Raw genomic sequence first — 23938 nt, 5'->3', positions numbered from 1 at the left:
AAGATATACAGGGCGGCTGCGGGGCCCTCCCTGTTCATCCAAGTGCAGGCCGGCAGCGACATCTCTTCGCGAACCCCATGGATCGAGGATTCTTTTTGACACCGGTAGTGAGCCTTCGCGGCGCGGGCCTCCAGTTTGGCCAACGGGCCCTCTGGAAGGACCTCGACGTGGACATCCAGGCGGGTGAGTTCTTCGCTGTGCTCGGCCCCAACGGCAGCGGCAAGACCAGCTTCCTCAAAGTCCTCCTCGGTTTGCAGCAGCTTCACTCGGGGACGGTGACCGTGGCCGGACAGGCCGTGGAACGTGGCAGCCGGAAAATCGGCTATATCCCGCAGCAGAAGTCCTTTGCTCCGGATACGCCCTTGCGCGCCAGGGACCTCGTGGCCCTCGGCGTCGACGGCCACCGTTGGGGCCTGCGGATCAAGGCCAAGGCCGTCAATGAGCGCGTCGACGCCCTCCTGGACTTGGTGGGGGCGAGTGACTACGCCCGCGTACCGCTTGGCCAATTGTCCGGTGGCGAGCAACAGAGGCTCCGGGTTGCACAAGCCCTTGCCGCGGAGCCTGAACTCCTGCTCTGCGACGAACCGCTGCTGTCTTTGGACCTGCACCACCAGCAGGCCGTAAGTGCCCTCATCAACCAGCAATGCCACGAGCGGAACAGCGCCGTGGTGTTCGTGACGCACGAGATCAACCCGGTCATCGACTACGTAGACCGCGTCCTCTACCTTGCCGGCGGCAGGTTCCGCGTGGGAACACCGGAAGAGGTCATGACCACCGAGGTCCTGTCCGAGCTGTACAACAGCCGCGTTGAGGTCATCCGCGCGAACGGCAGGATCGTCGTCGTCGGCCTTCCGGACGCGACGACGCACTACCACGATGACGCCCACGCCGGTGTGGAGGAAGGTCACTAAATGGATCTCGGAAGCATCCTGCACACCATCTTCAACTTTGAAAACTATGGCGAACTGCTGGCCCTGGTCCAGAATTCCATCTGGGCCGGTGCGGTCCTTGGCCTGCTCGGCGGGCTCATAGGCACTTTTGTCATGAAGCGGGACCTCGCCTTCGCGGTGCACGGCATTTCGGAGTTGTCCTTCGCCGGTGCCTCCTTTGCCCTGCTTATCGGGGCGGACATCATTTTCGGTTCGCTCGCGGGATCCGTTTCGGCTGCGCTGCTTCTGGGACTCATGGGCGTCCGGGCGCGGGACAAGAACTCGATCATTGGCGTCATCATGCCGTTCGGGCTAGGCCTGGGCATCTTGTTCCTGGCCCTCTACCAAGGCCGGGCGGCCAACAAGTTCGGGCTACTGACCGGCCAGATCGTCTCAGTGGACACTGTCCAGCTCCAGGTCCTGGCAGGCACGGCCGTGGTGGTCATGCTCGCTCTGGCCGCGATATGGCGCCCGCTCAGCTTCGCCAGTGTGGATCCTGAGATGGCGGAAGCCAGGGGAGTGCCTGTCCGCGGCCTGGCAATTGCCTTCATGGTGTTGCTCGGCGTCAGCGTTGCCTTGTCCATCCAGATAGTCGGCGCGCTTCTGGTGCTGGCCTTGCTGATCACGCCCGCTGCCGCTGCCCTTCGCGTGACCACTTCGCCGCGGCTCGTGGTCTTGTTGAGCGTGGTCTTTGCAATCACAGCGACTGTGGGCGGCATCCTCCTGGCGCTCGGCAGCAGGATTCCCATCAGCCCCTATGTCACCACGTTGTCGTTCCTGATCTATGTGGTGTGCCGGGTCATCGGCAACGTGCGCGCCAAACGCGGGAACAACGGCCGGATCGTCCGTCCCCACGCTGCCATGGGCCAGGCAGTGGAAGACCAGGCGGTAGCCGGCTAGAGCAGGCCCGCGGCCTTCTTGGCAGTGCACTCAGGGCAGAGCCCGAAAATCTCCACCGTGTGCGCCACTTCGGTGTAGCCGTTCTCGGCAGCCACCCGGGCTGCCCACGTCTCCACCGCCGGAGCTTCCACTTCGACGGCCTTGCCGCAATTGCGGCACAGCAAATGGTGGTGGTGGCCTGTGACCGCGCAGCGGCGGTAGACGGCTTCGCCATCGGCGTTTCTCAGAACATCGATCAGGCCGTCGTCGGCAAGTGACTGCAGGATGCGGTACGCCGTGGCCAGGGACACCGAGACGCCTTGGTTCTGGAGCAGCCGGTACAGTTCCTGGGTGCTCACGAAATCGTCGAGTTCGTCCAGGGCGGCGCTGACGGCCAGGCGTTGCTTGGTGACGCGCTGCTCTTTGACGGCGGGATCCTTGGCATCCGGAAGCGACCGGGCTGTGGGCCCGGACGTGGCGGCATGGGCGCCCTGTGACATTCGTGGACTCATTTCGATGTGGTTGTTCGCAAGTACCAACGTTACCAGCAGGCCACGCTCGGACGCCGGTTCGTGGACACCATTGGAGGCCCGTCCTAGGCTGGCTCCATGAAGCTCACCAAGTTCACCCACGCTTGTGTCCGCCTGCAAAAGGACAGCCAGGTCCTTGTGATCGACCCCGGGACTTTTTCCGAGTCCGAGGAAGCGCTCGCAGGCGCCCACGCGGTGCTGATCACCCATGAGCACGCCGACCACGTGGACGTGGACGCCGTCGTCGGAGCCCTCAAGGGAAACCCAGGGCTGCAGGTGCACGCACCCTCCGGTGTCGCGTCCCGACTTGCCGAGAAGGCGGGCGACGACGGCGAGCGTGTACACGCCGTCGAACCCGGCACCTCTTTTGAAGCCGGTGGTTTCGCGATCCGTGCCTTCGGAGGGCAGCATGCCCTCATCCACCCGCAGATTCCGGTGGTGGCCAACATCGGCTACCTCGTGGACGAAAATGTCTTCCACCCCGGGGACTCATTCGTCGTCCCCGATGGCATCGACGTGCAAACCCTGCTGGTGCCCATCCACGCGCCGTGGTCAAAGGTGGGCGAAGTGGTTGACTTCGTGATCGCGGTCCGCGCACCCCAGGCCTACCCGGTCCACGATGGCCTGCTCAATGAACTCGGACGCGGTTTGGTGGAAGGCCACGTAACCCGGATCGGTGCGAAGTACGGTACCCGCTATGCGAGGTTGTCGCCGCTCGAGTCCGTGGAGGTCTAGCTCAGTCTGCGCCGCCTACATGCTGCCTGGCCACGTACCCGTCTCGAAGAAGTCGGCCAGTACGGCCTCGTATGGGGCGGGATCCAGGCCGCGCTCAGCGAGCCAGTCCGGATTGTAGTAGCTGCCCGCGTAGCGATCACCGGCGTCGCACATGAGTGACACGATGCTGCCGCGCTTTCCCTGGGCCACCATCTCGGCAATCAGTTGGCAAACACCCCACAGGTTGGTTCCCGTGGAGGGCCCGGCGTGCAGCCCGGCCAGCCTGCGCAGGTGCCGCATGGCGGCCACAGAAGCGGCATCGGGGACCTGGATCATGGTGTCGATGACGGCCGGGACGAAGCTGGGTTCCATGCGCGGCCGTCCGATGCCTTCGATCCTGGATGGCATTCCCGTCGAGTAGTCCGAGACGCCGTCGCGCCAGCCGGGGTAGAACGCGGAATTTTCAGGATCGACCACGGCCAGCCGCGTTGAGTGGCAGTGGTACCGCAGGTACCGGCCGATCGTGGCGCTGGTGCCGCCGGTGCCGGCGCCCACCACGATCCACTCGGGCACCGGATGTTCTTCGAGGGCGAGTTGCTCGAAAATCGATTCCGCAATGTTGTTGTTGCCGCGCCAGTCGGTGGCGCGCTCAGCAAAGGTGAATTGGTCCATGTAGTAACCGCCGGACGTCCGGGCAACCTCCTCGGCCAATGCGTAGACCTCAGAGGCGTGATCCACGAGGAGGCAGGCGCCACCGAACTCTTCGATGAGGGCGATCTTTTCCGGGCTGGTGGTCCGGGTCATCACGGCGATGAAGGGAAGTCCGATCAGCCTGGCGAAGTACGCCTCGGACACGGCGGTACTCCCGCTGGAAGCCTCCACGATGGTGGTCCCTTCCGTGATCCATCCATTGACCAGGCCGTAGAGGAAGAGCGAGCGGGCCAAGCGATGCTTGAGGCTGCCCGAACGGTGCGTGGACTCGTCCTTGAGGTAGAGCTGGACACCCCAGTGTTCGGGGAGCGGCACTGCGTAGAGGTGCGTATCCGCCGAGCGGTTGTTCTCGGCTTCGATTCGTCGGATTGCCTCGCTGGCCCATGCCCGGTCCTGGTTGCGTAGAGTGCTCACCGATCCAGCCTACCGGCGGAGGCTGCCGCCCAAGGATAGGCTGGTAGCCGGTCGGCAGCTGCACGGCGGCAGCGTCGCAATCGTTTGGTAGACACAGCAAAACAAAGGAGATTTGATGGCCACGATCATTGACGCAGCCGCACTCAAGGACCGCATGGATGCGGGCAAGCGGACTGTGTTGCTCGACGTCCGGTGGGTGTTGGGCGATCCGCACGGCCATTCGCACTTCCGCCAAGCCCACATTCCTGGCGCGGTCTATGTGGACCTCCATCACGAACTCGCCGATCCCACGGCCGAGGGCCAGGGGAGGCATCCGTTGCCGTCCACCGCTGCTTTGCAGCGGAGCGCCCGTGCCTGGGGAATCAACGACGGCGATACCGTGGTTGCCTACGACGACAGCGGCAGCACTGCCGCGGCACGGTTGTGGTGGCTGCTGCGGGATGCCGGTTTCCATTCCGTCTTCCTGCTCGACGGTGGACTGGGTGCCTGGCGCGCCGCAGGCCACCCGCTGGCGCAGGACGAGCAACCGCCGGTTCCGGGCGACGTCGTGCTTGGACACGGCCACATGGATGCCATCAGCATGGAGGACGCGGCTGACTGGCACAGGCGTGGAATCCTTCTCGATGCCCGGGCGGGGGAGCGCTACCGGGGCGAAATCGAACCCATTGATCCCCGCGCGGGACACATTCCCGGCGCGCTGAGCGCCCCCACCAGCGGAAACCTCGGACCGGACGGCACGTTCCTCCGCGCAGCGCAGCTCCGCAATAGATTTGCTGCCCTGGGCATCGACGAAGGCAGCAAGGTAGCGGTTTACTGCGGCTCCGGGGTGACGGCAGCCCACGAAATCGCCGCCCTCGAAATCGCCGGATTCAGGGCAGCCCTCTTCCCGGGCTCCTTTTCGCAATGGTCCTCGCTCGACGCCAACCCGGTTGTCACCGGTGCAGCGCCGCTAGGCACTCCGGGCCCATGAGTCATGGGTCCGGTGACGCCGGAGGGGTACGGCAGCGCGGAGTGGCAAAAAATCCGCCCGCAGGGGTAGCGTCGAGGCATGACTCCCGGACGCCCCGTTCCTCCGCCCCTTGGCAAGCCGCTCGTCGTGAGTGACGAGACCGCGGAGGCCAGCCCCGCTGCACCCGTGGCCGCGAAAGGCATGCCGACCCTGGCGGCCGCATACGGCGCCACTTCCGCGGAAAGCGGTCTTGTCCCGCTGACAGTGGCCCGCCGCGTTCCCAAGGAAGACGACGTCGAGATCGAGATCGACTTCTGCGGTCTTTGCCACTCCGATGTCCACGCGACGCGGGGCGAATGGGGTGCCCAGAGCTATCCGCTCGTCCCAGGCCACGAAATCGTGGGCCGGGTCCGTCGGGTGGGCTCCGCCGTCGACGACTTCGTGCCCGGAGACCTGGTGGGCGTCGGTTGCTTGGTGGACTCCTGCCGCGAGTGCGATAGCTGCCTCGAAGGCTTGGAGCAGTATTGCGAACGCGGAAACGTCGGCACCTATGGGGTGAAGGATTCCTGGAACGGCGGCGCCATCACCCAAGGCGGTTACTCCACTTCCGTGGTGGTTGACCGCCGCTTCGTGTTGCGCGTTCCCGAGGGCCTTGACCCGGCCGCGGCGGCGCCCTTGCTGTGCGCGGGCATCACCACCTACTCGCCGCTTCGCTACTTCGACGTCGAGGAGGGGGACGTTGTGGGCGTCGTCGGACTTGGCGGACTCGGCCACATGGCGGTCAAGATCGCGAAGGCCATGGGGGCGCACGTGGTGGTCTTCACCACCTCGGATGCCAAAGTCGAGGCAGCAATAGAGCTCGGTGCGGACGACGTGATCCTCTCGAAGGACCCCGAAGCCATGGAAGGCGCCGACCGCACTATCGACGTCATTATCGACACCGTCGCGGCGCCCCATGACCTGAACCCGTACTTCCGGACCTTGCGGCTGAACGGCGCCCTCTTCCAGTTGGGGCTGCCTCCCACCGACATGCCTCCGGTCAGTCCTGGCGCGCTGATCCGGCGGCGGCTCTCCTATGCAGGCTCGTTGATCGGCGGCATTGCCGAGACCCAGGAAATGCTGGATTTCTGCGCTGAGCACGGCGTCGTCAGCGAAGTCGAAGTGGTCACCGCCCGGCAACTCAATGAAGCCTACGACCGCATGGTTGCCGGCGACGTCAAATACCGTTTCGTCCTCGATACCAAGACCCTTCAGCCCCCTTCGGAAAAGGCAGACGTATGAGCACCCTCTTCACCAAGATCATCAACGGCGAGATTCCCGGACGTTTTGTCTGGAAGGACGACGACGTGGTGGCTTTCCTGACCATCGCCCCGCTGACCGATGGCCACACCCTCGTGGTGCCGCGCGAAGAGGTGGACCGCTGGACCGACGTCCCTCCCGAGCTCCTCAACAAAGTCATGTCGGTCGCGCAGACAATCGGCAAGGCACAAGTGGAGGCGTTTGGCGCACCACGGGCGGGACTGTCCGTGGTGGGCTTCGAAGTGGAGCACTTCCACGTGCACGTCTTCCCGGCAACGTCCCTGGCCGATTTCGACTTCGGAACCGTGGAGCACAACCCGGACCCTGCCCGGCTCGACGCGAATGCGGCGAAACTCCGCGCCGGGCTCGTCGCCGCCGGACATGGCGAGTACGTTCCCGCAGATTGAGTTGGGGCGACGCTCGCTCACCTTTGGTGGTGTTTTCCCAAACGCTCGCTCACCTTTGGCAAGGCAATGCCATATAGGTGAGCGGGCGTCTTGGGATTTGGCCATATAGGTGAGCGGGCGTTGGTACCGCCCCGGCTACGCGGGGGCCAGCGCCTGGTTGAGAATCGCCCGGATGCGCTTTTCCGAGACTGAGTAGGCCGTGCCGAGTTCGACGGCGAAGAGGCTCACGCGCAGCTCCTCGATCATCCAGCGCACCCGTGTTAATTCAGCTCCTGCCCGTCGGCCCGGCAGCAGCGCGGAGACAGCGTCGTCGTAGTCGTCCTCCAACGCCTGAACAACGGACATGTTCAGCCCGTCACGCTGGACATTGTTCGGGAGCTTTTCGAGGCGCTTCTCGATTGCGGCCAAATACCGCGGCAGCTGGCTCAGTTGGGCGTAGCCCGTCCGTGCCACAAAACCGGGGAACACGAGTTGCTCCAGTTGGCTCTTCATGTCGTTGAGCGCGCTGATCAAGGCGAGGCTCGTGCTGCCCTTGAGTTGCTTCTTGATCCGCCGTGTGCTGCCCAAGATGCGTTCGACGACGGCGGTCACCGTGAAGACGGTATCGATCAGTTCCGCACGGACCAGCTCGTACAGGGCGTCGAATGCCTCCTTGTCCCACGGAAGTTCGGCCGGAGTCAGCTTGTCGATGGCCGCGAGGACGCAGTCGGCAATCAAGGCACTTACCGAACCATGGGGATTCTGGCTGAACGTCAACTTCTCCGTGTTGTTCAAGTGTTCCAGGACGTAGCGGTCCGGGGCGGGAACCCGCAGCGCGAGCAGCCGGATAACGCCGCCGCGCATTGCCGGCTCCTGCTCCGCCCGGGTCTGGAACACCCGCAACGCAACGGATGTGCCCTCATCCACGAGAGCGGGAAAACCCGTGACATCGTGCCCCTTCACTGTGCGCGTCACTTGGCGTTCGATAGCTCCGAAAGTCCACGCGGTGAGCCCGGTTTGCTCTGAGAGGAAACCGGCGGCCTGCGGGGTCGAGCCGCCGCTGCCGTTTCCACTGGGGGATCCGGCACCGCCGGCATGTGCAGCGCCCTTCGGACCGTTGGTGCGCGCCGTCGTCGCGGGTGTTGCGCCGAGGGATTCGGCGATGGCACGGCGGGTAGCCGGAGCCAGCTGCTCCTGGAGAGCGGCCAGGTCCTTGCCTTCGTCGAGCACCTTGCCGCGGCTGTCCACTACCTTGAAGCTGACGCGCAGGTGCGCCGGAACGGCGTCCCAATTCCACGATCCCGGAGGAACGATGTGTCCCCGGATACGGCGCAGCACCAGCTCAAGTGAGGCCTCAAGATCGTCCGAGGCAGGATCGAAGTCGGTTTCCAAAGCAGCAGCCGCTTGCCGGGCAACATCCGGGGCAGGCACGAAGTTCTTGCGGATGTGTTTGGGCAGCGACTTGATCAAGGCGGTGACGAGCTCCACCCGCTGGCCCGGTATCTGCCAGCGGAAAGGGGCGTCGTCGAGCTGATTAAGGAACAGCACGGGGACCTCGGCTGTGACACCATCCGACGGATTGGGCGGCGAGCCGGGAGCCACTGGATGGAACTCGTAGCTCAGGGGCAGCTCAAAGCCCTTATGCAGCCAGGTTTTCGGGTAGGCGGAATCATCCAGGGCTTCCGCGTCCTCGCTGATGAGCAGCGATTGGTCGAAGTCCAGCAACGTGGGGTCCTGCTGGCGGGCTTCCTTCCACCATTTGTCGAAGTGGCGTTCAGAGACCACGTCCTTGCCGATTCTGGCGTCGTAGAACTCGAAGAGCGTGTGGTCGTCCACGAGGATGTCCCGGCGGCGCATCCGCGTCTCGAGCTCCTCGATTTCGTGGAGCAAGGCGCGGTTGCGGTGGAAGAACTTGTGGTGGGTTTTCCAGTCGCCTTCGACGAGGGCATGCCGGATGAAGAGTTCGCGGCAGAGCTCGGGGTCGATCCTGCCGTAGTTGATGCGGCGGTTCGGGATGATGGGAACTCCGTAGAGCATCACCTTCTCGTGGGCCATAACCGAGCCCGTCCGGGTGGACCAGTGGGGTTCGCTGTAGGAGCGCTTTACGAGATCCGGTGCAACCTGCTCCGCCCACAAGGGATCGAACTTCGCCGCGACCCGGGCCCAGAGCCGGCTTGTTTCAACCAATTCCGCGGCCATAACGAAGGCGGGCGACTTCTTGAACAACGCCGAGCCCGGGAAGATGGCGAAACGGCTGCCGCGTGCTCCGGCGTATTCGCGCTTGCGTTCATCCAGCATGCCGATGTGGCTCAGCAGTCCGGAGAGCAAGCTGATGTGGATTCCCTCGTTGTTGCCTACGGGGTCGGCCTCGCGCTTGTTGTCGATGGTGATGCCCAGCGGCTTGGCGAGCTGGCGCAATTGCTGGAAGAGGTCCTGCCATTCGCGGACGCGCAGGTAGTTGATGAACTCGTTCCTGCACAGCCGGCGGAACTGCGTGGAGGAGAGCTCCTGCTGCTTTTCCTGGATGTAGTTCCACAGGTTCAGGAATCCGGTGAAGTCCGAGTTCTCATCCCTGAAGCGTGCGTGCTTCTCGGCGGCAAGCTGCTGCTTGTCCGTCGGACGCTCGCGCGGATCCTGGATCGTCAAGGCCGCCGCCAGGATCATGACCTCCTTGACGCAGCCGCGCTTTCCGGCCTCGACAATCATCCTGCCGAGCCGGGGGTCCACCGGGAGCTGGGCCAACTTCTGCCCGACGGCGGTCAGGCCGCCGCGGTTGTCGGTGCCGCCCCCGCGCGCGCTGCGGCCGTCGACGGGTGGGGGAGCGCCGCCGTCGCCCGTGCGGGCCGCGCTCAAGGCGCCGAGTTCGCGCAACAGCGTGACGCCGTCGTTGATGGCCCGGGAGTCCGGCGGCTCAACGAAGGGGAAGTTCTCCACGTCCTTGGGGCCGCGGGCAACGCCCATGGCAGTCATCTGCAGGATGACCGCGGCAAGGTTGGTCCTCAGGATCTCCGGATCAGTGAACGGGGGGCGTGACTCGAAGTCCTCCTCGGAATAGAGCCGGATGGCGATACCCTCGGACACGCGCCCGCAACGGCCGGAACGCTGGCTTGCCGATGCCTGCGACACGCGTTCAATCGGCAGCCGTTGCACCTTGGTGCGGTGCGAGTAGCGCGAGATGCGGGCCGTGCCGGTGTCGACGACGTATTTGATGCCGGGAACGGTCAAGGACGTTTCCGCGACGTTGGTAGCGAGGATGATCCGCCGCTTGCCGCCCGGGTTGAAGACCCTGTGCTGCTCCTGCAGGCTCAAGCGGGCGAACAACGGCAGCACCTCGGTGCCCGCCAGCCTGCGGTTGGCCTGGATCCGGCCGTTCAACGCCTCGGCGGCGTCGCGGATCTCGCGCTCGCCGGAGAAGAACACCAGGATGTCTCCGGGAGCCTCAAGCGCGAGCTCGTCGACGGCGTCGCACACGGCATCGAGTGGGTCGCGGTCTTCCTCGAGCTCGTCGTCGGACGCGTCCTCATCCTCGCCGGATGCACCGCCGGCCGGTTGGGACAGCGGCCGGTAGCGGATTTCCACCGGGTAGGTCCGGCCCGAGACCTCGATGATCGGCGCGGGTTCTTCCTCGCTGCCGAAATGCTTCGCGAAACGCTCGGGGTCGATGGTCGCCGAGGTGATGATGACCTTCAGGTCCGGCCTTTGCGGCAGGATCCGCTTGAGGTAGCCCAGGATGAAGTCGATGTTGAGGCTGCGCTCGTGTGCCTCGTCGATGATGATGGCGCTGTACTTACGTAGCAGCTTGTCCCGCTGGATCTCAGCCAGCAGGATGCCGTCGGTCATTAGCTTGATTTTGGTGGCCTTGCTGACTTCGCCGGTGAAACGGACCTGGAAGCCCACTTCCTGCCCGATCTCGACGCCCATCTCGAAGGCGATGCGTTCTGCGACGGTGCGCGCGGCAAGGCGGCGCGGCTGGGTGTGGCCGATCAGGCCCTTGTCGCCGAGGCCGAGTTCCAGGCACATTTTGGGGATCTGCGTGGTCTTGCCGGAACCGGTTTCGCCGGCGATGATGGTCACCTGGTTTGCGGCGATGGCCGCCATCAAGTCCTCGCGGCGCTCGGAGACGGGCAGCTCTGCGGGGTAGGAAATATGAAGTGTCATGGCTGCTGACAGTCTACTGTGGCGGCGCGTCGGCGCGCAGTGCGCGCTTTCCCGCGGCCTTTTCCAATCGCCCGGCCATGGTGCGGGCGTACTCCTTGAATTCTTCAGGAGAGATGATCTCAAAGTCCATGTCCAGCGCCGCGAGGTGCGCCGCGGGCTGTGCCAAGCTGTCCCAGCCGGCGCGGAGCAGGGTTGCGTTCCCGCCGTCGTCGCTCAGGCTAGCGAGCTGCGGGCCGACGACGGCGGCCACGTCGCCGATGGGGGCGTGGAGGCGCACGACGACGTCGTAACGGTAAGGCGAGCGGGTCACGGAGCGCTGGACGTAGTCCGCGAGGTCCTCGGCAGGCAGGGGGCGCGGCACATACTTTTTCCGTTCGGCCGGGAGCGTGGCGATGCGATCGGCACGGAACGTGCGCCAGTCTTCCCGGTCCACATCCCATGCGACCAGGTACCAGCGCCGCCCGGTGTCGACGAGCCGGTATGGCTCCACCAAACGCCGGCCAGCGTCACCGTCTGCCTTGACATAGTCGAAACTGAGTTGTCGCTTGTCCGCGATCGCCGCGGAGACCACAGTGAGCTGCTGGGGGTCAACCGACGCCGCGTTGCTGGGCAGTGTGGTGACCGCGGCCTTGAGCATCGCGAACTTCGGGCGGAGACGTGAGGGAAGCACCTGCTCGAGCTTGGCAAGGGCGCGGACCGATGCTTCGCCGATACCGGCCACGGGACCCGCCGCCACCGAGTTCAGTCCCAAGGCGACGGCGAGAGCTTCATTGTCGTCAAGGAGCAGCGGCGGGAGCTGGGCCCCGGCGCCCAGTTGGTAGCCGCCGGCTATCCCAGGCGAGGCGTGGATGGGATAGCCGAGGTTCCGGAGCTTGTCGATATCGCGGCGGACGGTGCGCTCCGTGACACCCATCCGCTTGGCCAATGCCGGGCCGGTCCATTCACGCCGGACCTGCAGCAAGGACAGCAATTGCAGGAGCCTTGCGGACGTTTGGATCATGGCACTGAATCTAGCCCACCATGCGGACAAAAGTCGTCCGTGTTGAGGGGCAGGCTGTCCTTAGAACGCGCGCAGTGTCCAGCACGAGTTGTCGGGCAGGTCCCTCGCCGTCCAAGGCTCGGAACGGTCGGGAAGGCGGCCGCGGCCGTCCCGAAGGACCGCTGAGATGGAAGCGGCGGCAGTGATGATGAGGATGATGAAGAGCAAGACTCCGATGAATTCCATGACTCCATCGTGTTCCTCATGCACCCCAAGAAACAGTGGCAGAAATGACCCATTTAGGCAATTTTCTGCCACACTGGATCTATGTTGAAAACGGTGGCAATCATTGTTGTTCCCAACTTCTCGATCTTCGAATTCGGGACCGCCTGCGAGGTCTTTGGCATTGACCGAGCGGACCGGGGGAGTGGCGTTCCCGGCTTTGACTTCAGGGTCTGCACCCCCGTACCCGGAGACGTGAAGATGAAGTCCGGCCTGTCGATGCATGTCGGACTGGGCCTGGAAGCTACGGCCGATGCCGACCTGGTCATCATGGCCCCGTACGGACGGGACGAGGACGTCCCGGAGCCTGTATTGGATGCGCTACGGGCGGCCCACGCGCGCGGGGCTTGGGTCATGTCGATCTGCTCCGGGGCGTACGCGCTTGCCCGTGCGGGCCTCCTTGACGGGCGCCGCTGCACCACGCACTGGCACTATTCACAGGACCTCGCCAGCAGGTACCCGCAGATTCATGTGGACGAAAATGTGCTTTACGTCCAGGACGGAACGATCATCACAAGTGCCGGCACGGCCGCTGGCATTGACGCCTGCCTCCATCTTGTCCGCGTCGAGCTTGGCGCAAACGTTGCTGCTGCCATCGCCCGCGACATGGTGGTTCCGCCGCACCGCGACGGCGGCCAGGCCCAGTTCATCGACCGGCCCATGCCCACGTGCGGCTCTGCGCCCATGGAGGCATTGCTGCGCTGGATGGTGGAAAACCTCGAGCATGACCACAGCGTCAACGAACTGGCTTCCCGGCTGCACATGTCCGCCCGGACCTTCGCCCGCCGGTTCCGGGCCGAAACAGGTGCCACACCGGCGGCGTGGCTCAATTCGCAACGGGTGCTCCGGGCACAGGAGCTCCTGGAAAGCACGGAGTTGAACATCGACGAAATTGCGCGCGAAGCAGGATTCGGACATTCCGTGCTGCTGCGGCACCACTTCGCCAAGGTCCTGGCCACGAGCCCGCAGTCTTACCGGAGGGCTTTCCGCGGCCAGTTGGCGGAAGTTGGCTAGCGGCGGAGGGTCTCGTGGCCTTCTACCTTGGCGTTCTCCACAAGGGTGTGCCATGGCCCGGTGACCTCGGTCTCCGGGAGCGTGGCACGGTGTTGTCCGGCGCGGATTGAATACATGAACCGGTCGGCTTGCCCGGCAGCTTTCCCGGGTGCCCGCGCGGCCGCCTGTGCGCTGGCGCGACCGCGGGTCGGCACTTGGTCCCAAGGGCAGGCCTCCACGATCGGCATCCAGCGCTGCTTATCTTCGGAGGTGGCGGCATCCACGGTCCAGACGCGTGTGATCGCGGCGACGCCACCGCTGCGCTGGACGGTGATTTTCATGTTCTGCGGCTTCCACTGCTCCGAAGGGTGCTGCTAGAGCTTTACCTTCACAGTTTCCCACGCCGTACGGACGGCGTCATGCTCGTGTGAGCCGGCGCCGAAGAGCTCCTCTGCCGAGGCCACTGTGGCCTTGGCGAAGCGTCCGAAGGTGCACGTGGCAGGCAATGAGCCGCTGGTCAGCGTATTGTACCAGATCTGCCCCGGAGCCTCCCACGCATTGCCACCCAGCTCCAGGGCAACAAGGGAGAACGCCCGGTTGGGGATGCCTGAATTGATGTGGACACCGCCGTTGTCCGCGGTGGTGCGGACGTACTTGTCCATGGAGTCCGGCTGCGGATCCTTGCCCAGAACGTCGTCGTCATACGCGGTGCCGGGTGCCCTCATGGAACGGAGCGCGGTGCCTTGGACGGCGTCAGTGAACAAGCCCTCGCCGATCAGCCAACTGGCCTCCGCAGCCGATTGCTTTTTGGCGTATTGCTCCACCAGGGCCCCGAAAACATCCGACATGGACTCGTTGAGGGCTCCGGCCTGGTTCCGGTAGGCGAGGGCTGCCGTGTATTGGGTGACGCCGTGGGCAAGCTCGTGCCCTATGACGCTGAGCGACTTCGTGAACCTCTGGAAGATCTCGCCGTCGCCGTCACCGAAGACCATTTGGCTGCCGTTCCAGAAAGCATTGTCATACAGCTCGCCGTAGTGGACAGTGGCATCAAGTTTCAGCCCGGCGCCGTCGATCGAATTACGGCTGAACGCACCTGCATACAGCGCGTGGGTTTCGCCCAGTCCGTCGTAGGCTTCATCGGCGGCGGGGTCGCCCGTTGCCGGACCTTTTTCCTTGCGGACGAGCTTGCCGGGCAGGGCTTCGGTGGAGCCAGCGTCGTAGATGGTCCGCTTGGGCGGGCCGGGCTTCGCCTGCCGTGCCGTCGGCACGGGGGCCGGCACGGGAAGCGCGCGGACCGCCTGGAGGTTCTTGATGTGGAGCAGGGATTCCTTGGCCGCCCGTGCGATCACCCGCAGGCGGGGCTCGTGCTGTGCCGCCAGCCTTCGCAGCATGTAGGGAGGAATGATGGAACAGATCACGGCGAACCCTTTCGTACCTGTTGGACGGGTACGAACAGCTTAGGAGTGGCTACTGACTTTTTAGCCGGGCCGGTGCGGCATGTCCGGGATCACGACGACTCGGAGGCCTCCTGCAAGCACACCGGCAACAGTTCCTCCTCATATTCGGGGCCCTTCAGGATCCGTTGCAGCTTGCCGAGGTCCACGATGCCATTGCCCCAGGCCAGTTCGATTTCGTAGAGGGCTTGCTTGTTGCGGCGGGCGGCTTCACATTCAGGCATCGGTGTCCTTGGGTTGTGGGCAAAGGATGGTTGCGAGATGTGCTGCCGGGAGCCGCGACAGCTTCTTGGCGAGAACCGGGGCAATGGACTCGAGCTCGGGGAACGCTGCTGCGGGCTCCTGTTGAGGTGTCTGCCCTGGTCTTTTTGTTGTCTGCACAAGAACGTTGTGCTGGCAGGCGGCCAATCGTGACGCAGTTTTCCACTTTTTGTTGCCCGACTGGCAAGCGGCGAGGCTCCTCGGCAGGCGGTGAGGCAAAGAAAAACCCCGCCGGTTCCTTGAACTGGCGGGGTTTTCTGTTGTGCCCTCGATAGGATTCGAACCTACGGCCTTCTGCTCCGGAGGCAGACGCTCTATCCCCTGAGCTACGAGGGCATCCGGGGCTCCCGTCCGTTGCCGGAGGGACGTCCACGAGCTTAGCAGGTCACCGCGCCGCAATGGAAAACGGGCGGGGGCGAGCCGTCAGTAGCCCGCGAAAGCGTCCACATGGATGCGTCCGGCTCCGGCATGGCGGGCGGCGGAGCGAAGGGTGTCCACGTTTGCCGGGGACCCGGAGACGTACACGTCCCGCTCGGCCACATCGGGGATGAGCTCCCGCAGGGAGTCGCCGTCGATGCGGCTCCGCCCGGCGTCGTGCATGAACGACGGCGGCGGGGAACCGTCCGAAAGGCGGGCGATGACCCGCGCGCCCGAGGCCTCCAGGACATCGCTTCCGGCGAGTTCTGCGGCGCTGGGGGCGAGATACAGCACGACGATGTCCCGTCGCGCGGAGCTGCCGGACGCCAGCTGGGAAAGGAAAGGCGCAATCCCGATTCCCGCCGCGATGAGCAGCACGGGTTTGCCGGCGTCGGGCGGCAGGACAAAGTCGCCGCCCACCGCGGTTCCGCTGACGCACTCTCCAGGCTCAAGCGCGAGCAACGCACGCTTGGCGGCGGAGACTGGTTCCGCTGTGCCGACGCCGAATGTCATCTCGGGCGAGTCGGGCGAGCTGGTGATGCTGAAGACCCGTCGCCGCCCTTTACCGTCCGAGCGCGAGTGCGGAAGGTTGAGTTCCATGAACTGCCCCGGGAGGAAACGGACGGGCCGTCGTGGCTCAAAGCGGAACTCGGTGGTGAACGGCGTCAGGGGGCGCGAACCCTTGAACGTCAGCATGATCCCGCCCCGCTGCCCCACGAGGAATGCGAGGAGGTTTCCGATCAGCAGAGCGAGTTCCGGCGAATTGGCCACGCCCGCCACGTTGTACGGCACAGCAAACAACAAGGCCACGACGGCGGCCAGTACCATTTGCTGCCATCGGCGGGGAGGCAGGGTGAGGGGCTCGGTGAGCATGAAACCGACGAAAAAGAGCAGTGGCTGCTGGGCGATCGGTTGCCACAAAGCGGGTCCGAAGGACATGCCGCCGCGCAGGAGCACGGCGCACACCACCGACAGCGCCACCGCGAAGAAAGTGCAGGCCATGAGCACCTTCAGCGTCCGGTACAGCACCAACAGCACTCCGGGAACCAGGAGCCACAACATGGCCGGGGTTGCCGCCCACCACGTGGCGATGTTCAAACCGGTGAGCCCGGCGATGAAGGCGCCCGCCGCTGCGGGATTGAATATATGCCGGCCTCGGAACGCCAAGACGTATTTGGATGCCGAGGCCAAAACGCATGCCACGGCGACTCCGGCCAGGTCGAGGACCTGGACCGAAGGAATCAGCTCGGTGGGCCAGAACAGGAAGTACAACAAGAGGCCCGTGATGAGCGAGGACTCCGAGTGCGGCTGGACCTTGAAGAGCATGGCCATGAGCCGGTTGGATGCATACGTCAGGCCCAGGCACAGCACAAGATGGACAACCATTTCAGGCAGCCCGAAGCTCAACCAGCCCAGGGCGTTCAACACCATGCTGTACGCCGCGAGAACGGCAAGGACCCAAAGAATCAGCCGGTACATCGTGAAATGGCCGAGCCAGGCATCCACTCGCGCTTTGATGGCAATCATGAGAACAGTGTCCCTTCGAAGCCGGCCGAATAGGCGGCGTGTCCGTCTGAATAGACCATGAGCCAGGAAAACTCGAATTCTCGCTCAAGTACTTTCGGATCCACCATGAAGAGCGCCGTGGCCAGCGCATCGGCTTCCATTGCGGTGGTAGCCATGGTCCACGTGGCCACCACCGTCTCCACCGGGCGCCCGGTGGCGCCGTCGAGGACATGGTGCAGCCCGTCGCCCCACGCGCGGCGGTTGGCGGCTGAAGCGCACAGCGCCCCGTCACGGAGTTCGACGACGCCGATCGCCTGGGTGGGGTCGTAGGGGTGTTCGAGGCCCACGCCCAACGGCTCCGCCCCGGAATGAAGCATGTCGCCGCTGGCATCGACCAGGAACTCCGTGGTTCCCGCTCCACGCAGGACCGAGGCCAGAAGGTCCACCAATTGGCCCTTCCCGGCAGCACCGATGTCCAAAACCACAGGGACGGAAGCGGAAATCTCCGTGCCGTTCCATACGAGGGCGTCTTCCCAGCGCGGTGCCGGCACCGGATGGCCGAGGGGCCGCAAGGCATAGTCCGCCCCGTAGCCCAGGTGCTCGAGGCTGCCGCCGATGAGCGGCGTCATGGTGCCGTCGCTGAGGCGGTACAGCTTTTTGAAAAGCCGTTCCAGCTCGCCTGCCCCGGCAGGGAGGGTCACGGTGCCGGGTTCACGGGCGAGCGGCGCAACCAGGGAGTCGTCCCGGAAGCGCGAGTAGCTTCGGTCGTAGTCCTCCACGATGCCGAGCAAGCCGGCGCGCACCTCCTCTGGGAGTTGCTCCGGCGTCGAGATTTCCCACGTGGTCCCGATCCCGTCGAAGCTGAAAACGCTCCAGCCCGTGTGCGCCATGCGCCTATTTGGCCTCGGACTTGATGGTTTCCACGGCCTTGTTGAATCCTTGGCTGGTCAAGGAGGAGCCGGCGACTTTTGAGACGTTGATCTCATCCAGTTTCTTGCCGACCACCTGCGCCGCGATGCCGTTCTTGAACCGCCCCTGGAATTCCTTGGTGTTCGGGTTGTTGGCATGGACTGTGATGTCCACCGCGGAAATGGTGCCACCGGCCAATGTCAGCTTGACCCCCACGGTTTCACCGCCGTTGGGTGAAATGTAGTCACCGTCCGCACTGTAGGTACCGTCCTTGTAGGGGCCGGAAATCGTGGAGGTCTTTTGCGGGGTGCTGCCTTGTGCCGAGGGGGCGCAAGCTGCCACCGAACTGGCCAAAGAGAGGCCGGCGGCGCCCACCAGGAGGCCCTTGCGGAGTGGCGTAGTCATGGTTCTGCTCGTTTCAACTGGACTCGAAAAGTGGTCAATGCGCGTTCCTTCGGGCCGTGGGCCGATCACACCACTGACGGTGATTTCAGCCTATCGGTTCAGTCTGGGAGCTTTACTGGCCGAAGCTGGGCGCCGGCTGGGTGCGCGCTGGTGCCCGCGTGTGCGCATTGCTAAGCATTAGAATTCCACCACTTGCAAGCCCCACCGGTAGGCTAGACGGGTGACTCCCGAAGAACTCTCAGCCGCCATATCCGCCTGCCTGAAAGACGCTGTCGCCGCCGGCGAGCTTGCGCTTTCCGAATCTGCCCTCCCTGAGGACGTGCGCGTGGAGCGACCCAAGAACCGGGAGCACGGCGACTGGGCCACGAACATTGCCTTGCAGCTTGCCAAGCATGCCGGGACCAACCCGCGTGAATTCGCCACAATCCTGGGCAAGCGGCTGGAAGCGATCGACGGCGTCACCGCCGTGGACATCGCGGGCCCGGGCTTCCTGAACATCACCGTGGACGCGGCGGCCGCCGGTGCGCTGGCCAAGGCCATCGTCGAGGCGGGAAGCTCCTACGGAACCAACCAGGCGCTCGCAGGCCATGTGGTCAACATGGAATTCGTCTCGGCCAACCCCACGGGACCGCTGCACATCGGCCACACGCGTTGGGCGGCCCTGGGAGATTCGATTGCCCGCGTCCTCCGCGCCTCCGGTGCGGACGTCACCGCGGAGTACTACATCAACGACGCGGGCTCGCAGATGAACGTTTTCGCGAACTCGGTGCTGTCCCGCCTGCACGGACGCGGCGTTCCGGAGGGCGGCTACCCCGGTGAGTACATCCGGGAACTCGGCGACGAGGTGCTCAAGGCCCATCCGGCAATCCGCGAGCTGACCGACGAGGCCGCACTGCCGGTGATCCGTTCCGCGGCCTACCAGGCCCAGATGAAGGACATCAAGGACACCCTGGCCGGGTTCGGCGTGGCTTTCGATGTCTTCTTCTCCGAGCAGGAACTGCACGACGGCGGTGCGATCGAGTCCGCCGTCGCCCGCCTCCGCGAGCAGGGCCACGTGTTCGACGACGGCGGGGCGGTCTGGCTGCGCACCACGGACTTCGGCGATGACAAGGACCGCGTGATGATCCGGGCCAACGGCGAACCCACGTATTTCGCCGCCGACGCCGCGTACTACCTGTCGAAGAAGGACCGCGGCTTCACGGAGAAGATCTACCTGCTCGGCGCCGACCACCACGGCTACATCAACCGGCTCAAGGCCATCGCAGCCTGTGCGGGCGACGACCCCGAGGTCAACATCGAGGTCCTGATCGGACAGTTGGTCTCGGTCAACGGCGCCAAGCTGTCCAAGCGTGCCGGCAACATCATCGAGCTCAAGGACTTGATCGAATGGCTCGGGAAGGACGCCGTGCGTTACTCGCTGGCCCGCTTCCCCGCCGATTCTCCGCTGACGCTGGATCCGGAACTGCTGAAGAAGAACAGCAACGAAAACCCGGTGTTCTACGTGCAGTACGCGCATGCCCGCTCCCGCGGCACGGCACGCAACGCGATCGAGGCTGGCGTCGACCACAGCGCCTTCGACGCGTCCTTGTTGGACCACGCCACCGAGAACGAGCTGCTGTCCTACCTCGGCAGCTACCCGTCCATCGTTGCCAAGGCCGCCGAGCTCCGCGAACCGCATCGTGTGGCCCGCCACCTCGAGGTCATCGCCGGTGCCTACCACCGCTGGTACGACGCTTGCCGCGTCTCACCGCTCGGCGACGAGCCGGTCCAGGACGTCAACCGCACACGGCTGTGGCTCAACGACGCCACGAGCCAGGTACTTGCCAACGGACTCGAACTCCTCGGCGTTTCAGCTCCGGAACGGATGTGATCAGCGTGCAAAACAACACCGCCGCCTCGCCCCTTGCCCCCGAGTGGCTCGTCGTGCCGGAGGACGTGAACGCGCTTCACGCGCCGATGTGGGCCGAAGGTGTCCAGAGGACCGACGACGGCGAGCTCGCCATTGACGGCGTTCCCGTCAGCGAGCTCAAGGCGCAGTTCGGCACTCCGCTGTTCGTCATGAGCGAGGGTGATTTCCGTGCCCGCGCCCGCTCTTTCAAGGACGCCTTTGACGCGGCTTTTGAGGACATTTGCGGGGGAGTGGACGTCTACTACGCCGGAAAGTCCTTCTTGTGTACTGCCGTGGCCAGTTGGGTGGCCGAGGAAGGCCTGCGCCTGGACACGTGCTCTGGGGGCGAACTCGCCGTCGCGGCCCGCGCCGGCATCGACGGCGCCAATTTGGGGCTGCACGGCAACAACAAGTCCGACGCCGAGATCAACCGGGCACTGGACATGAAGCTCGGCCGCATCGTGGTGGACAGCCTCGATGAGCTTGAGCGGGTCGCCAAGATTGCCTCCGGCCGCGGCGAGACGGCGAAGGTCATGCTGCGGCTGACTCCCGGCGTGCACGCCCACACCCACGAATTCATCGCCACGGCCCACGAGGACCAAAAATTCGGTCTCTCCATGGCCGGGGATACCACGGAGTCAGCCGGCCTCTCGGCCGCCGAAGAAGCGGTCGCTGCGGCGACTTCGTACTCCAATGTGGAACTCCTGGGCCTGCACTGCCACATCGGTTCCCAGATCTTCGAGCCTGACGGTTTCGCCCTGGCAGCCGAGAAGCTGTTGGGATTCCTTGCCGCGATGCAGGCGAAGTACTCCATCGTCCTGCCGGAACTGGACCTCGGCGGTGGCTACGGGATCGCCTACACGCCCGTGGACACACCCCGCCCGCCGGCCGAAATCGCGCAGGCGATGGCCGCCGTCGTTCGCTCCAAGTGCGCTGAGCTGGGAATCGCCTCGCCGCGCATTTCGATCGAACCGGGCCGCGCAATCGTGGGCACCAGCACCTTCACCTTGTACGAGGTCGGGACGCTGAAAACCGTCCGCGTGGACGCGCCTGCAGAAGCCGACGCCAAGGAAAACGTTACGTTCCCGCGCCGCTATGTGTCGGTGGACGGCGGCATGAGCGACAACGCCCGTCCGGTGCTGTACGACGCGGATTATTCGGCCATTCTCGCCTCGCGGACCTCGGACGCTGCCGCGCAACTGTCCCGAGTAGTGGGCAAACATTGCGAGAGCGGCGACATAGTTGTTAGAGATGTATATCTGCCCGAAGACGTGGCAGCCGGTGATCTGCTCGCTGTACCGGGAACCGGCGCTTACTGCTGGGCCCTCTCAAGCAACTACAACTATCTGGCCAGGCCTGGCGTTGTCGCTGTGCGCAATGGATCCGCCCGGCTGATCGTCCGCGGGGAAACCGAAGAAGATCTCTTGAACCGCGACATGGGAGTGGCGAATGTCTGAAGTGCGAACCCTGAAGGTGGCCCTGCTGGGCTGTGGCAACGTGGGAGCCCAGGTAGCGCGGATTCTCCTTGACGACGCCGACGCCCTTGCGGCCCGCACCGGCGCACGCTTGCAGCTGTCCGGCATCGCCGTGCGGAACCTTGATTCAGAGCGCGACGTCGAACTGCCGCGCGAACTGTTCACCACCGACGCCGACACCCTGGTCAAGGACGCCGATCTGGTGATTGAGCTCATGGGCGGCATCGAGCCGGCCCGTTCGCTCATCCTGACCGCCATGCAGAACGGCGCCTGCGTCGTCACTGGCAACAAGGCACTCCTGGCACAGGACGGCCCGACCCTCTACGAAGAGGCCGACAAGGCGGGCGTCCAGCTCTCCTACGAGGCCGCCGTCGCCGGAGCCATTCCGATCCTGCGACCCATCCGCGACAGCCTCTCCGGCGACCGCATCACCAGGGTCCTGGGCATCGTCAACGGCACCACCAACTTCATCCTCGACCAAATGGACAGCACCGGTGCGCAGTTCGCCGACGCGCTGGCCGAGGCCCAGCGGCTCGGATACGCGGAAGCCGACCCGACTGCCGACGTCGAAGGCCATGACGCCGCGGCGAAGGCCGCCATCCTCGCGTCGTTGTCCTTCCACACGCGCTTCGCCCTCGAAGACGTGTACTGCGAAGGCATCACAAAGGTCAGCGCAGCGGATATTGCCGCCGCGAAGGACGCAGGCTTCGTCATCAAGCTGCTCGCCATCGCGGAGAAGATCACCAACGCAAACGGCGACGGCGGCATTTCAGTCCGCGTTCACCCCACCCTCCTGCCCCGCGAGCACCCGCTGGCGGCCGTTCGCGGTGCGTTCAACGCAGTCTTCATCGAGGCCGAGAACGCCGGCGAGCTCATGTTCTACGGCCAGGGAGCCGGCGGAACCCCGACGGCGTCTGCCGTCCTGGGCGACCTCGTCTCGGCAGCCCGCCGGGTGGTACTGGGCGGTCCCGGCCGTACCGAGACCACCACGGGCTACGTGCCTGCGCTGTCGATCGATGCATCGACCACGAGCTACTACATCGGCCTCGACGTTGCCGACCAGGCCGGCGTCCTGGCCCGGATCACCCACATCTTTGCGGAGCACGGCGTGTCGATCGAAATCATGCGCCAGACGATCCACCGCGACGCCGCCTCGAAGGTTGAGTCGGCCGAGCTGAAGATCGTCACCCACCGCGCATCCGAAGCCGCACTCGCGGCAACCGTCGAGGCCGTCAAGGGCCTGGACGTCATCAATTCTGTGACATCCGTCCTGCGGGTAGAAGGGGTCTAAGTGGCTCACCAATGGCGCGGAGTAATCCGCGAATACGCTGATCGTTTGCCTGTAACGGAAGCCACGAAGGTCATTACCCTCGGCGAGGGCGGAACTCCGCTCGTCCACGCGCAGAAGCTCTCCGAACTCACCGGATCCACCGTGTACCTCAAGGTGGAGGGCATGAACCCCACCGGGTCCTTCAAGGACCGCGGCATGACAATGGCCATGACAGCTGCTGTCGAAGCAGGCGCCAAGGCCGTTGTTTGCGCCTCCACGGGCAACACCTCGGCCTCCGCCGCAGCCTACGCCACCGCCGCCGGGCTCAAGTGCGCCGTGCTGGTCCCCGAAGGCAAGATCTCCATGGGCAAGCTCAGCCAGGCCATCGCGCACGGCGCGACGCTCCTGCAGGTGGACGGCAACTTCGACAACTGCCTCGACATCGCCCGCAAGCTCGGCGAGTCCTACCCGGTGTTCCTCGTGAACTCGGTCAACCCGGCGCGTATCCAAGGCCAGAAGACCGGTGCCTTCGAAATCGTCGACGCCCTCGGAGACGCTCCGGACATCCACGTCCTGCCGGTCGGCAACGCGGGCAACATCAGCGCGTACTGGAAGGGCTACAAGGAGTATTCCGCGCCCTTCGAGTCCGCGACCGGTGGCACCCTTCCCGCCGTCTCCACCAAGACACCGGCCATGTGGGGATTCCAAGCGGCAGGCGCGGCACCGTTCGTGGCAGGCCACCCCATCACCGAACCGGACACGATCGCCACGGCCATCCGCATCGGCAACCCGGCGTCCTGGGACACGGCCATCGCGGCGCGCGATGAATCCGGCGGCTTCATCGACGCCGTGACCGACGAGGAAATCCTCGATGCCCACCGCTGGCTCTCCGCCAAGGAAGGCGTCTTCGTGGAACCCGGTTCCGCAGCAGGCGTAGCCGGGCTCATCAAGAAGCACGCCGCAGGCGAGGTTCCCACCGGCAAGACGATCGTCATCACCGTCACCGGACACGGACTCAAAGACCCGCAGTGGGCACTCCGTACCGAAGACGGCAGTGAGGTCCAACCGGTCAAGGTGCCGAACGACGTCGTAACCGTGGCATCCGAACTGGGACTGGAAGAAAACTAAGA

Annotated in this window: 22 protein-coding genes and 1 tRNA gene; 11 read left to right on the top strand and 12 right to left on the bottom strand. The window is 64.8% G+C overall.

Going from position 1 to position 23938, the window contains the following annotated elements:
• Positions 1-77: 77 nt before the first annotated feature.
• Positions 78-911 (top strand): metal ABC transporter ATP-binding protein, encoded by an 834-nt coding sequence (locus VLA65_RS04565; RefSeq protein ID WP_370872698.1) that lies wholly within the window; start codon positions 78-80, stop codon positions 909-911.
• Complete coding sequence (locus VLA65_RS04560; protein ID WP_332601909.1) at positions 912-1829, top strand: metal ABC transporter permease; 918 nt, start codon at positions 912-914, stop codon at positions 1827-1829.
• Here the strand turns inward: VLA65_RS04560 and VLA65_RS04555 are convergent.
• On the bottom strand, positions 1826-2308 hold the full coding sequence (locus tag VLA65_RS04555) for a Fur family transcriptional regulator (protein WP_284988432.1): 483 nt from the start codon (positions 2306-2308) through the stop codon (positions 1826-1828). The two genes, VLA65_RS04560 and VLA65_RS04555, sit on opposite strands and share 4 nt — an antisense overlap.
• A 108-nt stretch (positions 2309-2416) precedes the next feature.
• On the opposite strand from VLA65_RS04555, the gene VLA65_RS04550 reads away from it, so the two are divergent.
• Positions 2417-3073, top strand: a complete 657-nt coding sequence (locus VLA65_RS04550) for an MBL fold metallo-hydrolase (RefSeq protein ID WP_332601908.1) — start codon at positions 2417-2419, stop codon at positions 3071-3073.
• A gap of 15 nt (positions 3074-3088) precedes the next feature.
• Here the strand turns inward: VLA65_RS04550 and VLA65_RS04545 are convergent, their stop codons facing one another.
• On the bottom strand, positions 3089-4177 hold the full coding sequence (locus VLA65_RS04545) for a PLP-dependent cysteine synthase family protein (protein ID WP_332601907.1): 1089 nt from the start codon (positions 4175-4177) through the stop codon (positions 3089-3091).
• Between the two features lie 115 nt (positions 4178-4292).
• On the opposite strand from VLA65_RS04545, the gene VLA65_RS04540 reads away from it, so the two are divergent.
• From VLA65_RS04540 to VLA65_RS04530, 3 genes are all read left to right on the top strand, one after another.
• Positions 4293-5147, top strand: a complete 855-nt coding sequence (locus tag VLA65_RS04540) for a sulfurtransferase (protein WP_284988429.1) — start codon at positions 4293-4295, stop codon at positions 5145-5147.
• 78 nt (positions 5148-5225) lie between these two features.
• Entirely contained in the window at positions 5226-6407 is a 1182-nt protein-coding gene (locus VLA65_RS04535) for an NAD(P)-dependent alcohol dehydrogenase (RefSeq protein WP_332601906.1), read from the top strand.
• Complete coding sequence (locus VLA65_RS04530; RefSeq protein ID WP_306960950.1) at positions 6404-6832, top strand: HIT family protein; 429 nt, start codon at positions 6404-6406, stop codon at positions 6830-6832. The genes VLA65_RS04535 and VLA65_RS04530 overlap by 4 nt, the downstream gene beginning before the upstream one ends.
• A gap of 135 nt (positions 6833-6967) precedes the next feature.
• On the opposite strand, the gene hrpA is transcribed toward VLA65_RS04530, so the two are convergent.
• From hrpA to VLA65_RS04515, 3 genes are read right to left on the bottom strand one after another with little or no spacing between them, the layout of a single operon-like run.
• Positions 6968-10969, bottom strand: coding sequence for an ATP-dependent RNA helicase HrpA (gene hrpA, locus VLA65_RS04525; protein ID WP_332601905.1), 4002 nt, complete (start codon positions 10967-10969; stop codon positions 6968-6970).
• 13 nt (positions 10970-10982) lie between these two features.
• Positions 10983-11969: a helix-turn-helix transcriptional regulator gene (locus VLA65_RS04520; RefSeq protein WP_332601904.1), complete on the bottom strand. Its 987-nt coding sequence runs from the start codon at positions 11967-11969 to the stop codon at positions 10983-10985.
• Positions 11970-12029: 60 nt separating this feature from the next.
• Complete coding sequence (locus VLA65_RS04515; protein WP_172465477.1) at positions 12030-12194, bottom strand: hypothetical protein; 165 nt, start codon at positions 12192-12194, stop codon at positions 12030-12032.
• Between the two features lie 81 nt (positions 12195-12275).
• Between VLA65_RS04515 and VLA65_RS04510 the strand changes: the two genes are divergently transcribed.
• On the top strand, positions 12276-13244 hold the full coding sequence (locus VLA65_RS04510; RefSeq protein WP_284988424.1) for a GlxA family transcriptional regulator: 969 nt from the start codon (positions 12276-12278) through the stop codon (positions 13242-13244).
• Here VLA65_RS04510 and VLA65_RS04505 read toward each other — a convergent pair.
• The 7 genes from VLA65_RS04505 to VLA65_RS04475 form a co-directional block, all read right to left on the bottom strand.
• Positions 13241-13564: a protealysin inhibitor emfourin gene (locus VLA65_RS04505; RefSeq protein ID WP_332601903.1), complete on the bottom strand. Its 324-nt coding sequence runs from the start codon at positions 13562-13564 to the stop codon at positions 13241-13243. The genes VLA65_RS04510 and VLA65_RS04505 overlap by 4 nt on opposite strands.
• Positions 13565-13597: 33 nt before the next feature.
• Positions 13598-14614 (bottom strand): M4 family metallopeptidase, encoded by a 1017-nt coding sequence (locus VLA65_RS04500; RefSeq protein ID WP_332601902.1) that lies wholly within the window; start codon positions 14612-14614, stop codon positions 13598-13600.
• A 116-nt stretch (positions 14615-14730) separates the two neighbouring features.
• Positions 14731-14901, bottom strand: coding sequence for a hypothetical protein (locus VLA65_RS04495; RefSeq protein ID WP_172465479.1), 171 nt, complete (start codon positions 14899-14901; stop codon positions 14731-14733).
• Between the two features lie 300 nt (positions 14902-15201).
• Positions 15202-15274: transfer RNA gene (locus VLA65_RS04490), tRNA-Arg, on the bottom strand.
• An 87-nt stretch (positions 15275-15361) separates the two neighbouring features.
• Positions 15362-16882 carry an FAD-dependent oxidoreductase gene (locus VLA65_RS04485; RefSeq protein ID WP_332601901.1) on the bottom strand — a complete coding sequence of 507 codons (1521 nt, stop codon included), beginning with the start codon at positions 16880-16882 and terminating at the stop codon, positions 15362-15364.
• Complete coding sequence (locus VLA65_RS04480; RefSeq protein ID WP_332601900.1) at positions 16879-17751, bottom strand: FAD:protein FMN transferase; 873 nt, start codon at positions 17749-17751, stop codon at positions 16879-16881. The genes VLA65_RS04485 and VLA65_RS04480 overlap by 4 nt, the downstream gene beginning before the upstream one ends.
• A 4-nt stretch (positions 17752-17755) precedes the next feature.
• A complete protein-coding gene (locus tag VLA65_RS04475) occupies positions 17756-18175 on the bottom strand; it encodes an FMN-binding protein (protein ID WP_332601899.1) in 420 nt (139 codons plus the stop codon).
• 220 nt (positions 18176-18395) lie between these two features.
• Here VLA65_RS04475 and argS point away from each other — a divergent pair, with 220 nt between their 5' ends.
• From argS to thrC, 4 genes are read left to right on the top strand one after another with little or no spacing between them, the layout of a single operon-like run.
• The gene (argS, locus tag VLA65_RS04470; protein WP_332601898.1) at positions 18396-20045 is read left to right on the top strand and encodes an arginine--tRNA ligase; all 1650 of its coding nucleotides are present in this window, start codon (positions 18396-18398) and stop codon (positions 20043-20045) included.
• Between the two features lie 5 nt (positions 20046-20050).
• Positions 20051-21520, top strand: coding sequence for a diaminopimelate decarboxylase (gene lysA / locus VLA65_RS04465; protein ID WP_332601897.1), 1470 nt, complete (start codon positions 20051-20053; stop codon positions 21518-21520).
• Positions 21513-22829, top strand: a complete 1317-nt coding sequence (locus VLA65_RS04460) for a homoserine dehydrogenase (RefSeq protein ID WP_284988417.1) — start codon at positions 21513-21515, stop codon at positions 22827-22829. The genes lysA and VLA65_RS04460 overlap by 8 nt, the downstream gene beginning before the upstream one ends.
• On the top strand, positions 22830-23936 hold the full coding sequence (gene thrC, locus VLA65_RS04455; protein ID WP_332601896.1) for a threonine synthase: 1107 nt from the start codon (positions 22830-22832) through the stop codon (positions 23934-23936). It abuts the gene before it with no gap.
• Positions 23937-23938 lie beyond the last annotated feature (2 nt).

It is taken from the genome of Arthrobacter sp. S2(2024), from assembly GCF_036662515.1.
In the GTDB taxonomy this organism is placed as follows: Bacteria; Actinomycetota; Actinomycetes; order Actinomycetales; family Micrococcaceae; genus Arthrobacter.
Note: the sequence above shows the minus strand (reverse complement) of the source record. Positions and strands in the feature narration are given on the sequence as shown.